A 12313-nucleotide genomic window follows, 5' to 3' on the forward strand; every position below is an offset into this window, starting at 1 on the left:
GTCATTTTCACTAAACAATAGTAAATCTACAAAAATATCTGTAATAGTATAGATAATTATGATATAATCGCAAAAGTGATATTTTGGGTAATCGCTATAGCAATATAGAGGAAAGTCCATGCTCACACAATCTGAGATGATTGTAGTGTTCGTGCTTGATGAAACAATAAATCAAGGCATTAATTTGACGGCAACGAAATAACCTAAGTCTAATGATACGGTTAAATTAGTTTGAAAGTGCCACAGTGACGTAGCCTTCTTAGAAATAAGAAGGGTGGAACGCGGTAAACCCCTCGAGTGAGCAATCCAAATTTGGTAGGAGCACTTGTTTAGCGGAATTCAACGTATAAACGAGACGTCTTTATCGAAATATAAAGATATGTAGACAGATGGTTACCACCGACGTACCAGTACAACTAGTGTACGATATGAGTACAACGGTACAGAACATGGCTTACAGAAATATCATGAACTAGTTTAGCTCTCCCATTGATTGGAGAGCTTTTATTTTTTTCTAATCATACATAAGATTTTAAATATTTGTTAACATATAAATGTAATTATAAAAAAGGAGATCACGTCATGTTCCAATTATTAGCAGTTTGTCCTATGGGATTAGAGGCTGTTGTTGCCAAAGAAATTCAAGAACTCGGATATGAAACACAAGTTGAAAATGGGCGCATCTTTTTCGAAGGTGATGCTAAAGCGATTGTAAAATGTAATTTATGGTTGCGTACAGCTGATCGTATTAAAATCGTAGTTGGCCGCTTCAATGCCAAAACATTTGATGAACTTTTTGAGAAGACGAAATCATTACCTTGGGAAGACATTATTGATAAAGAAGGCCAATTTCCTGTTCAAGGTAGAAGTGTTAAATCTACACTTTATAGCGTGCCAGACTGCCAAGCAATTACAAAAAAAGCAATTGTGGAACGCTTAAAGAAAGCATACGATGAAAAAGGTTGGTTAAACGAAAGTGGCGCGAAATATCCTGTTGAAGTAGCTATTTTAAAAGATAACGTCTTACTAACCATTGATACATCAGGCTCTGGTTTGAATCGACGTGGCTACCGAATTGCTCAAGGGGAAGCACCGATTAAAGAAACATTGGCTGCAAGTTTAGTTCGATTAGCAAATTGGAAAGGAGATACACCTTTCATTGATCCATTCTGTGGTTCAGGTACCATTGCGATAGAAGCTTGTTTAATTGCTCAAAATATCGCACCTGGATTCAATCGTGATTTCGTTTCTGAAGAATGGAATATTATGCCACCTAATATATACGATGAAATGAGAGACGAAGCTGATCAGCAAGCAGATTATGATAAAGATATTCAAGTATTTGCATCCGATATAGATCCTGAAATGGTTGAAATTGCTAAACGTAATGCTGAAGAAGTCGGCTTAGCAGATATTATTCAATTTAGCGTGAAAGATGTTAATACATTAACGATTGATACGGATAACCCTGTTGCTTTAGTTGGGAACCCTCCGTATGGCGAACGTATTGGGGATAGAGAAGAAGTTGAAGAAATGTATCGTTATATTGGTAAGTTGATGAATCAACATGCACATCTATCAACCTACATTCTTACTAGCAACAAAGAATTCGAATTCTTAGTTAATCGAAAAGCGACTAAGAGAAGAAAATTATTCAATGGTTATATTGAATGTACGTATTATCAATATTGGGGTAAAAAACCAACTAAGATATAATTTTTATTAAATTTGTAAATTTTTCTTGATGTATCTAATAATATTTAATTAATTTAATCAATTCATTAGCGCTCTTATTATTACTGATGTAAAGTGATAGTAAGAGTGTTAAATTTAGATACAATTACATATATTTTTATACATCATAGTTAGGAGAGAAATCATATGCAAACAGTTTTAATTATTGGCGCAAACGGTAAGGTCTCTATCGAGGCTACTAAAATATTTTTAGAGGATTCAAATTTTAATGTTGATTTATTTTTAAGAAATGCACATCGAATTCCAGATTATGCATCAAATCGAGTGACAGTATATGAAGGCGATGCAAAAAATGCGGAAGATTTAGAACAGGCATTAGATAAAGTTGATGTTGTCTTTGCGAGCCTATCTGGTTCATTAGATGTTGAAGCACAAGCGATTGTAGATGCAATGTCTAAAAAAGATGTAAAACGTCTAATCTTTGTAGCTGCCCCTGGGATTTATGATGAATTACCGCCTAAATTTAATGCATTTAATCAATCTCAATTTGGAGAAAAATTAACTAAATATCGTAAAGCCGCAGACATTATTGAAGCGTCAACACTAGATTATACAATTATACGTCCTGCTTGGCTTACATTTAAGAATGAAACAGATTACGAAGTTACTTCAAAAGACGCTCAATTTAAAGGAACAGAAGTTTCACGTCGAAGTGTTGCAAGTTTAGCTGTCCGCATTGCTAAAAACCCAGAACTGTACTCAAAAGAAAATATTGGTGTTAATAAACCTAACACTGATGGAGATAAACCTGCTTGGTTTAATTAACAATTCTTTATATTTGTTTCAAACTAGTGTTGTGATAAAATTTAATAAATAGGTAGCTTGGCAGAATTGATATTGTAATGCCGTTCATTCAATTCTATAGAATACTACCATTTTTAAAATAGCCTGTTACATTTAGTATGTCTCAGGCTCTTACTTTTTTATTAGAATGTTTGAAATAAAGGGGACTTAGCATGGCTAATAATGAACAACTGGATATTTTATATAAATTAAAAAAGGAAGTTGAAAAATCTAAAAACTCAACTTTAGTACATACCATTAATCAAGTCATTAAAAAAGTATATTTAAATCAATATACTGCTTCTTTTGTAGGACACTTTTCAGCGGGTAAATCAACTTTAATCAACTTATTATTAGAACAAGATATTCTTCCAAGTTCACCAGTACCAACAACAAGTAATACAGCAATTGTATCTGTTTCAGATAAACAAGGTATTATAGCTAATTTAGAAAATCAACAATATTCTAAATTAAAAACTTATGATGAAGTTAAAAAAATGAACCGTTTAAATGTAGATGTAGAATCTGTTGAGATTAATTTTCCATCTACAAAATTTAAAAATGGCTTCACTTTGCAAGATACACCTGGCGTAGATTCAAACGTTGCTACACATCAATCCACTACTGAACAATTCATGTACACAAGTAATATTCTATTCTATACAGTAGATTATAATCATGTACATTCAGCCTTAAATTTTCAATTTATTAAACGAATGAATGATGTAGGGATTCCTGTCATCTTTATCATTAATCAAATTGATAAACATAATGAAGATGAAATTACTTTTGAAACTTTTAAAGAGAGAGTCAATAAGTCAATTGAGGATTGGGAGATTAATCTAACAGATATCTTTTATGTGTCTAAATTCGATCACCCTGAAAATGAACTATCACGCCTCTCTCAGTATTTAATAGAGAAAGATAATAATAGAGAAGCTATTGAAGATTATGTCAATCGTACAGTGAAATTCATTACAGAAGCACAATTAGGATATATTCAAAATGAGCGACAAGATATATTGGAACAACTTAACATTAATGAAGATGAATTTGAACAAGCTTATGCCAAGTTTCAACAAAATCAAGCTGTTAGCGAAGAAGCTAGACTTTTGAATAATCCTGATCAATTATTAAGCTTTTTAAAACAAAAGCGTAAAGATGTATTAGATAACGCATATATAATGACGCATGACATGCGTGAAGAAATTAGACAATACCTTGAAAGTATGAGTGACGATTTTAAAGTTGGAGGCTTCTTAAATAAAAAGAAGAAAAAGCAAGAAGAACAAGAAGCGCGGCTACAAAATGTTGTAACTAAATTACAAGATAAGATGAATCAACAAATTCGACAACCACTAAGAGAGGATATGTCGTTCTTAACTCGCTTTATTAATAATTCCGAGGTGAATCATGACATTCTAAATCAGCATTATGATATTGATTCAAGTTTAATTTCAAATTTATATCAACCTCAAACGAGTATAAGTAATACGTATGTACTTACTTTCAGTGATGACGTGCTAAAAGCAATCAGAAATGATGTAGAAAAACAATCTAATCCATTGTTTGATAAAGCAATTAAGTATACACAAGCGCAAGATTTAACTGAGGAGACGACTGATGACTTACAAATTTACGAGCATTATCTAGAGTTACAAAATTTAAAATCATCTCTAACTACTAAGAATTATTTACATTATTATATCCATATGGAAGATTCTTTAGATAAATTAATAGGTAGAACTGAGGCAAATTATGTTCTAGAAGATACCGAACAGGCTACCATAAACGATGAGGACGCATCAAATCATCATTCGAATGTCAATAACATTAATGAAGTTAATATTCAAGCAGCATTGGATATTATTAATCCTGTACCTTTATTTGAAAGAACGAAAAAAGATATTAAAGATACATTAGAACGATTAGACAATAAGTTAGTTAAAATTGGTGTATTTGGCACATTCAGTGCAGGTAAAAGTAGTTTAATTAACGCTTTATTAGGGGGACAATATTTAGTAAGTTCACCAAATCCAACTACTGCAGCGACGACTGAATTATCATATGGAGAGAATAGTCAGATTACACTTAAAACTGAAGAACAACTATTAAGCGAACTTAATCAACTGATTGAATATCACGATGTTTCTTTTGACACACTTGACTCATTTATCAATTCTGATATTCAACGTTTAAAGCGTAAATTAGAAAAGAACCAACTTGCCTTTGTAAGCGCAGTTCACAAACATTATTCGATGTATAAAGATATGTTAGAAGAAGGTGCTAAACATGTGATTTCTCGAGAAGAAATTAAGAAATGGAGTGCCGAAGATGAATTCGCTACATTTGTTAAGACTGTCCATATCAATTTACCGATAGAATGGCTTAAAGGAAAAATCATTGTTGATTCTCTAGGTTTACATTCTAATAATCAACGACATACAAATGAAACTGAACAAATTTTGACTTCATCTGACTTAATTTTATATGTGAGTTATTTTAATCATTCCTTTACAGATAACGATAAACATTTTATTGAACATATGAAAGAAATGAATCAACTTAATGAAAATCAAGCATTTAAAATGGTCATCAATGCGGTAGACTTAGCAGAAAGCACTGATGATTTAAACGCTGTGAAACATTATGTTAAAGATGCGCTCACTCAAGTCAACCTAAAATCAGATATCTTTGGCGTTTCAAGTAGACAAGCACTGAAACAAAGTGATGAAGGCATTAATCAATTACGACAAAGTATTGATCAATTTGTAGAAATAGATTCAAATCGTATATTAGAACAACAAATGGTTAAGCAGCTTGAACAAATCAATCTTTCATTTAAAGAAATGATTAATGACTATCAAACAAACCAATCTCATATTGAGCAACGTCAACAGCAATTAAAGCAATATCAAAATAAGCAAAGATTATCAAATCAATTGTTAATGACTACGGAACAACATACTAATAATGAGGTTGAAGATCAGATTTATCATTTAAATGGAAGATTAAAGTTACAATTATTAGATGATGTTAAAAGTGTTTATAATAGTCAAATGACTCAAAATAGTGATTTTAATGATGAAAAGAAAATTTCTTCTAAAACATTTTTAAACCAAATTCATCAACGCCTGTATTTGGAACAAAGTCTATTAGTTGAGCGTATAAAAAAATATTATAATCATCAACTTAGCGATCAAGTCGCACCAATACTACAAAAATTAAACCAATTGCATGTGTTTATTAATCCTGAGTTTAATGTCACGCCTGAATTTACTGAAAAAGCATTTTTACGTATAGATTTAAACGATATGCTTGCTGCATTACCTAAACAATTAACTAAACGAAGAATTCTTAATCCTAATACTCAAAGAGCATTGCAAGAACAAATTAGTATAAGCACACTTGAATTATTACAAAATCAAATGAGTGAATTCAGACAAGCATTAATTCAATTTGTTGCCTCAATGAATGAAGAGGCAAAAGATAAATTTGCGCAACTTGAAGGTGCGATTCAAAGCCAAATTGATGAATTAGTATCATTTAATTTGGACAATACTTTAATTGAACAATTACAAACAGCGCATCAAAAATTAAATGCACTATTAAAATAGAAAGAAGGCACAATCTATGGAAAATCGTGTCCTATTAGTGGATGGAATGGCTTTACTTTTTAGACATTTCTATGCAACTAGTTTACACAAACAATTTATGTATAATTCAAAAGGGGTACCAACTAATGGTATCCAAGGATTTGTCAGACATATTTTTACAGCGATTAATGAAATTAAACCTAGCCATGTTGCAGTTTGTTGGGATATGGGACAATCAACATTTAGAAATGAGATGTATAGTGCTTATAAGCAAAACCGTCCAGCGCCTCCAGAAGAACTCATACCTCAATTTGATTATGTCAAAGACATTTCAGATCAATTTGGTTTCATTAATGTAGGTATGACAAATTATGAAGCTGATGATGTTATAGGTACGCTTGCAAAATCTTTTTCAAAAAATAATGAAGTTCACATCATCACTGGAGACAAAGACATCTTACAATGCATCAATGAAAAAGTAGAAGTGTGGCTAATTAAAAAAGGATTTAACATATATAATCGCTATACTTTAACACGTTTCAATGATGAATATCAGTTAAATCCGCAACAACTGATTGATATTAAAGCATTTATGGGTGATAGTGCAGACGGATATCCCGGTGTAAAAGGGATAGGCGAGAAAACAGCTCTCAAATTAATTCAAACCTATGGAAGTGTCGAAAATGTGCTGTCTAATATTGATAAATTAACACCTGCACAACGCAAGAAAATTGAAAGTGATAAAGATAACTTAACTTTATCCAAACGCCTAGCCGAAATATATACTGACGTACCACTTAATAGTATTGAAATATATAAAGATATGGCTTACGCACATTCAATTAATCACATACTTTCAATTTGTAATGAACATGAACTATATGTATCAGGTAAATATATTTCATCGAAGTTATAACGGACGCAATGAATCTAGAACATATATAAAATAATGATGTATTTTGGAAATTTGCAGTAGCTGACTGAACTGAGAAGGCGCTTAAACCGAGCTTTTCTCAGTTCTACTCATCTTTGCGGGAGGGGGTCCTAGCAAAGCGCATTTTACTAAGATATTTTATAAACAAAGCAAGATAGGAGTGGACGATGAATTTTAAAAGCATTCCGTTCCACTCTTTATTTTTTCATTAATTTTAAATGCCGCTCAATTCATAAATTAATTTATTTTATTGACAAAAATTCTAATTCACAGTGAATTGAATTAGTGCTACAATTAAAGAGAACAACAATTGAATTGTTCATTTCATAATGATAATTGAAATTTAATACCCGAGAGGAGTTGTAAAACTTTTGTCGAGTAATTTTTTTGTGTTTAAGTGACACTTAAAATTTTGACAATAATAACGGTAACTTAATTATCAACCTTTTGATATTGAGCTATGTGTTATCGGAATTACTTTTCAATCAAACTCATAACATCAACATCAAGAATATACAACATAGAATAGGAGAGACGCGCATCAATGAATCATCGAGATAAATTGCAGAAATTCAGTATCCGAAAGTATGCAGTGGGAACATTCTCAACTTTAATTGCCACGCTCGTATTTCTAGGGACGCATACGGATCAAGCGCATGCAAGTGAGAATGCTAATGCTACCGTAGAAAAAGCTAAGACGAATACTGATACACAAGCAAACCGAGACATAAATAGTTTTCAAAATGATGCAACAACAATTCAAAGTAAGCAAACGTTAAATGCAACTGTAGATAATAATAATCAGTTACAGCAAATTGATAAGCCTTCCACTGAAAAAAGCGCTTTGAACTCTAAGACTGATGACAAAGTATTAACTGATACATCAACCTCTTCTAATAAAGAAATAAAAGAGGAACGTTCATCTGTCATTCAAAATGAAACATCAGAACCGCTTAAGTCTAAGTCGTCTTCAGTTGCAAAAGATCAATTAACTCATCAACAAACGCAGTCTTCTAATTCAAAACCATCTCAACAAATAGAAGATAAATCAGATAAACACCAAATAACGGAATCAGACAATAAGCCAAATGTAGACCCTAAACATTTAACTAAAGTGTCTCATCTTACTCAAGAAATCCAAAGCAAGATACCAGAAGCGAGTGCTTTAGAACCAACTAATTCTCGTATTGAGGAAGCTAGACAATTAGTTATAGAAAGTAATCATCTTACTCAATCTAGTAATGTATCACAACAGTCCCTTATTGATTTAATTAAAAGGCTAGAACGCACTCGTAATTCATTAGCAAATATTATTACGAGATCACATTCAGGTAAACGTGACCCAAGAAATGGCCAACATATTACACCAGGTAGTAATTTTAGATTTACTACATTAAACGGGCGTTGGAATTCAGGTAGAAACGTTATTGTGTATCAACGTAACTATGCTTCATTACCTGATGGTAGAGCCCTTGGAACTGGTCAACAAGCTAACGGTGTAGAAAGTATTACATCAAGAAAAACAGTTATGCGTGCATATTATAAACATGATGGTAACTCTAAATACTTAGTTTATGATGTATTCTTTAATAATGACGGAATTAACTTCATACCTCCCGGTTCTCAACATCGTTTAGGTATGGCTTTACTATTACCTTACAAAGTTATGAAACTTAATTCAGATGGTTCATTTGCTAGTGATTCAGTTAGAAATCTTTCTTACGCAGCATATGAAAGAAGAAGTGGTCATAATAGTTTATTGAGTGAATCACCTAGTGATTTCATTATCGATCCAGATAATAGTACTCAAGTGATTGATATGCTAAGAAGTAATCAACGTGATTTCGGTCATACAACATTTTATCTTAGTTATGGTGTTCGTCCAGGTAGAAGCTTCAATGCAGATGCTAACGAATATTTCCATTCAAATAGAAATAATCCTGATTTAAGAAGAGCAGTAGAAGATCAAAGAGGGAAATTTAGTGGCTGGAACTATGGTATTGGGATACAAGTAGACCCTAACCATCCTGAAGGCGCCAATCGTGCATATCATATGCATCTTGAAGTTAAATTAAGAGATAACGTGACTACAGCAGAATTAGAAAATGCATGGTCATATGCCAATACAGCTGCAATGGGTGGTACAAGTAAATCTGCTTATACAGTTTTATCAGGTCGTATATTACCAGAAGATAGTGCATTACCTTCAATTGAGAACCAACCACCAGTAAAACCCGTTATTAATTCAAATTTAGTAGGTAAAGCGACGACAGTATCAGTTATCGATGTCTCTACTGACCCAAATACTAAAGTTGAGATTTTCGATAAAAACGGAAATAAAATTGGAACAGGAACAACAAATGCTAGTGGTCATGCATACATTACACCAACAAGTCCCATTCCTGAGGGTAATGTCACTGCCAAAGCATACAATCACAGTGATGAATCAAAAGTTTCGACGTCTGATCCAAAATTCGCATCAGATACAACACCACCATCTACACCTGTGATTAACACAAACTTAGTATATAAAGCTGGAACATTAACACCAATTGATGTTTCTACTGACCCTAATTCACATGTTGCATTAATCGATAAGAATGGCCGAATTTTTGGTGCTGGTACGACAGATGCTAGTGGTCATGTCATTATTACGCCAGATCGCCCAATCCCAGAAGGTAATGTAACTGCGAAAGCAACAGATAATGCCTTACATCCGAATAGTTCAGTTTCTAATCCAGTTCAAGCGACAACGTTAATTCCAGTAATAAAACCCGTTATTAATACGGATGTTTCAGGTAAAGCATTTTCTTCACCTGTCATAGATATTACAACCACACCAAACACGCGTGTCGAATTATTAGATAAACATAATAATGTTATTGGACGAGGCATTACCGGCTCAAATGGTCATGCATACATTACACCTGACCATTATCTATTTGAAGGTAATATTACAGCAAAAGCATATGATCAAATAGATGCAACTAATAACGCAACATCTGATCCAAGACATGTTACAGATACAACACCACCTAGAAAACCGGTTATTAATACTAACTTAGTAAATAAAGTTGGAACAAGAACGCCAATTGATGTTTCTACTGATGTATTAACAAGAGTAGAAATTTTTGATGAGAATGGAAAGAGTTATGGCGTTATCATCACAGGCATAGATGGTCACGGAATCATTACACCTAGAGAACCATTACCATTGGGTAAAATATTCGCTAGAGCTTCAGATGGCGCAGAAACACCAAATACAATAGATTCAGATCATGTACCAGTAACAGATACAATTCCACCTACAGTGCCGACAGTGGATACAAACCTAATTGGTAAAGCAACGACGTTAACACCAATAACTGTTACAACTGACCCTAATACTAGAGTAGATTTGATCGATAAAAATGGTCATATTATAGGTACTGGCACAACTGATAAAAATGGTCATGCAATTATAACACCTACTAAATTAATTCCTGAAGGACCTGTAACAATCAAAGCTACAGATCATGCGGAACATCCAAATAGTTCAACGTCTGATCCAATTGAGGCTACAGATACAATACCTCCTTCAATACCAAAATTAAATACAAATTTAACTGGCAAAGCTTACACACTAACACCGATATCAGTGACTACTGATCCACTCACTAAAGTAGAAATCATCGATGATAAAGGGAATGTAATTGGAAGTGGCGTGACTGATGAACATGGTCATGCATTAATTACACCTACTAAGCTAATTCCAGAGGGTAATATTTATGTTAAAGCAACTGATAATGCAACTCATCCAAATAGTTCTATTTCAAAACCAGTTAAAGCGACTGATACAACACCACCACCTGTACCTAAGGTCAATGGAAGTTTGAAAGGTAAAGCGGGAACAAAAGATCCAATTGAAATTATTACTGAACCGTTTACTCATGTAGAAATACTTGACGGTAAGGGGAATGTAATTGGAAGTGGTATAACTGATAAAAATGGTCATGTGGTTATCACACCTAATAAACCATATCCAGAAGGAACAATTATTATTAAAGCAACCGACAATGCGCAACCACCTAATAGTTCATTCTCGAAACCTATTAATGTAACTGATACAACAGCACCAAAAGAACCAATCATTAAAACGAGTCTAATTCATAAAGCTAAAACTAAAACACCTGTCAGCGTCACTACTGATCCTAATACTTTAGTAGAATTACTTGATAAAGACGGACATGTGATTGGCTCATCTACAACAGATGATAAAGGCAATGCAATTATAATACCTAATACGCCAATCCCAGAAGGTAATGTGATAGTTAGAGCTACAGATCACGCTGAACATCCGAATAGTTCATTATCAAAACCAGTTAAAGCTACATTGTCTGATGATGACAAAAATAATCGAAATCGAAAAAATGTTAAGGTTGATCAAAGTGATTCAAACTATGGTCACCAAAATTTAAATGGTCAAGATAATCATAACTCAAAAGATCACATTTCAAATAAACACAATCATAATGGTATCCAAACATTACCTAACACAGGTCTCACACATAGCGATGCATCATCTACAGCTTTATTTACTGCATTACTAGGTGGTTTAGCATTATTAACAAAACGACGTAAAAAAGAGCATAAATAGATAGTTGACGATCTAAAGTTATACCCCCCTAATTAATTCTAAATTAGGGGGGTATGTTACATTTTTATATTATTTTTTCCTTTTTGTCAGTTTGAATAAAGCTTGTTGAGCATGTTGATTTGCTTCTTTGTTTTGTTCTCTAGGAACCCACTTTACAAACAACAATTCAAAGCTCTGCTCAAGTATTTCTAAATTTTCAAAATAGGGCTTGAATCGAATGTTTTTTACAAACCCTTGATTGACACTATCTTCAATCAATTTCGAATCTGTATATAATAGCGCATTCATTACATTCAGCTCACGAGCATGTTCAAGTGCATAAATTAAGGCAGCCCATTCCGCACTATGATTATCCATTTCACCTAAGTCATGCGTATATACATATTTCTTATCATCTTCCTTAATTACTATGCCACATGTACTTCTTCCAGGATTGCCTTTAGTCGCTGCGTCGAAGTAAATTTTCGCCATAAAAAATTTCACCTTTTCATCAAGTCATTGATTTAATCATAACAAATTAAAAATGAATAGAATAGAAAGAGAATGGGACATAAATAATATAATTATGCTATTTTGCAATTTCGCAGTAGCTGACTGAACTGAGAAGGC

6 protein-coding genes and 1 other RNA gene are annotated in these 12313 nt (G+C 33.0%); 6 read left to right on the forward strand and 1 reads right to left on the reverse strand.

Going from position 1 to position 12313, the window contains the following annotated elements:
* Window positions 1–79 precede the first annotated feature (79 nt).
* From rnpB to KA878_RS12365, 6 genes are all read left to right on the forward strand, one after another.
* An RNA gene (gene rnpB, locus KA878_RS12335) (RNase P RNA component class B) lies at window positions 80–462 on the forward strand.
* Between the two features lie 120 nt (window positions 463–582).
* Window positions 583–1716, forward strand: coding sequence for a THUMP domain-containing class I SAM-dependent RNA methyltransferase (locus tag KA878_RS12340; protein WP_193839336.1), 1134 nt, complete (start codon window positions 583–585; stop codon window positions 1714–1716).
* Between the two features lie 165 nt (window positions 1717–1881).
* Window positions 1882–2520 (forward strand): SDR family oxidoreductase, encoded by a 639-nt coding sequence (locus KA878_RS12345; protein ID WP_075108787.1) that lies wholly within the window; start codon window positions 1882–1884, stop codon window positions 2518–2520.
* Between the two features lie 191 nt (window positions 2521–2711).
* Complete coding sequence (locus KA878_RS12350) at window positions 2712–6155, forward strand: dynamin family protein (RefSeq protein WP_193839337.1); 3444 nt, start codon at window positions 2712–2714, stop codon at window positions 6153–6155.
* Window positions 6156–6171: 16 nt separating this feature from the next.
* A complete protein-coding gene (locus KA878_RS12355) occupies window positions 6172–7050 on the forward strand; it encodes a 5'-3' exonuclease (protein ID WP_075108789.1) in 879 nt (292 codons plus the stop codon).
* 562 nt (window positions 7051–7612) lie between these two features.
* Complete coding sequence (locus KA878_RS12365; RefSeq protein ID WP_228480712.1) at window positions 7613–11704, forward strand: YSIRK-type signal peptide-containing protein; 4092 nt, start codon at window positions 7613–7615, stop codon at window positions 11702–11704.
* A 69-nt stretch (window positions 11705–11773) separates the two neighbouring features.
* Here KA878_RS12365 and KA878_RS12370 read toward each other — a convergent pair whose 3' ends face one another.
* On the reverse strand, window positions 11774–12175 hold the full coding sequence (locus KA878_RS12370; protein WP_075108496.1) for a ribonuclease HI family protein: 402 nt from the start codon (window positions 12173–12175) through the stop codon (window positions 11774–11776).
* Window positions 12176–12313: the final 138 nt, after the last annotated feature.

The organism is Staphylococcus sp. GDY8P57P (assembly GCF_017892585.1).
Classification (GTDB): Bacteria; Bacillota; Bacilli; order Staphylococcales; family Staphylococcaceae; genus Staphylococcus; species Staphylococcus borealis.

Bases quoted from the DNA above. Each gene is read 5' to 3' on its own strand.
- KA878_RS12370 (WP_075108496.1), bottom strand. From the start codon at position 12,175: ATGGCGAAAATTTACTTCGACGCAGCGACTAAAGGCAATCCTGGAAGA.
- KA878_RS12345 (WP_075108787.1), top strand. From the start codon at position 1,882: ATGCAAACAGTTTTAATTATTGGCGCAAACGGTAAGGTCTCTATCGAG.
- KA878_RS12340 (WP_193839336.1), top strand. From the start codon at position 583: ATGTTCCAATTATTAGCAGTTTGTCCTATGGGATTAGAGGCTGTTGTT.
- KA878_RS12355 (WP_075108789.1), top strand. From the start codon at position 6,172: ATGGAAAATCGTGTCCTATTAGTGGATGGAATGGCTTTACTTTTTAGA.
- KA878_RS12365 (WP_228480712.1), top strand. From the start codon at position 7,613: ATGAATCATCGAGATAAATTGCAGAAATTCAGTATCCGAAAGTATGCA.
- KA878_RS12350 (WP_193839337.1), top strand. From the start codon at position 2,712: ATGGCTAATAATGAACAACTGGATATTTTATATAAATTAAAAAAGGAA.